General features: G+C 70.0%; 1 pseudogene. It reads right to left on the reverse strand.

Features of this window, described 5'->3' with window-relative positions:
* Positions 1–534, reverse strand: a pseudogene (locus tag CTA01S_RS16330) (hypothetical protein); the annotation flags it as partial.

Raw genomic sequence — 534 nt, forward strand, 5'->3', positions numbered from 1 at the left:
CCCGCCGTGGCCGCGCGGATGGCCGTGGCCTCGTCGCCGTCGCTGACCGCAGCCCAAGCGGGCAGTCCCGTGGGCTCGACCGTCCATTGGTTCAGTGCGCCGTTCGCCTGGGCTTTGAGCGCATCCACCCGCACGTCGCCGAGGAAGGTGTTGTTGATCGTGCCGGTGGTGTCGGCGATGTAGAAGTCATCGACGTCGACGGTGACCGGGCAAGGTTGGCCCGGCACGCTGCCCACGAAGGCGGTGAGCAACTGCCCGCCGCCCTGGACGGTGTCCTGCGACCACAGGTCGATCGCGAGCACGCCGTTCGCGCGCACCTTCAAGGTGCCGTTGCTCGTGCCCTGCACGACCTGCAGTTCGACGTAGTGCCAGCCGCGCGCAGCGGCGGTGGCCACCGAGGTCGAGATCAACTGGTCCCAGCCGCCCTCCCATCCCATCCGCCGGTAGAGCTTCAGGCGCCCGTCCTCGCCGATCTTGACGAGGTGCGCCACCTGCGCGGTGGTGTCGCGCACGCCGAGCAGCACCGGCTCCTCG

The organism is Caldimonas taiwanensis NBRC 104434, assembly GCF_001592165.1.
GTDB classification, from domain to species: Bacteria; Pseudomonadota; Gammaproteobacteria; order Burkholderiales; family Burkholderiaceae_C; genus Caldimonas; species Caldimonas manganoxidans.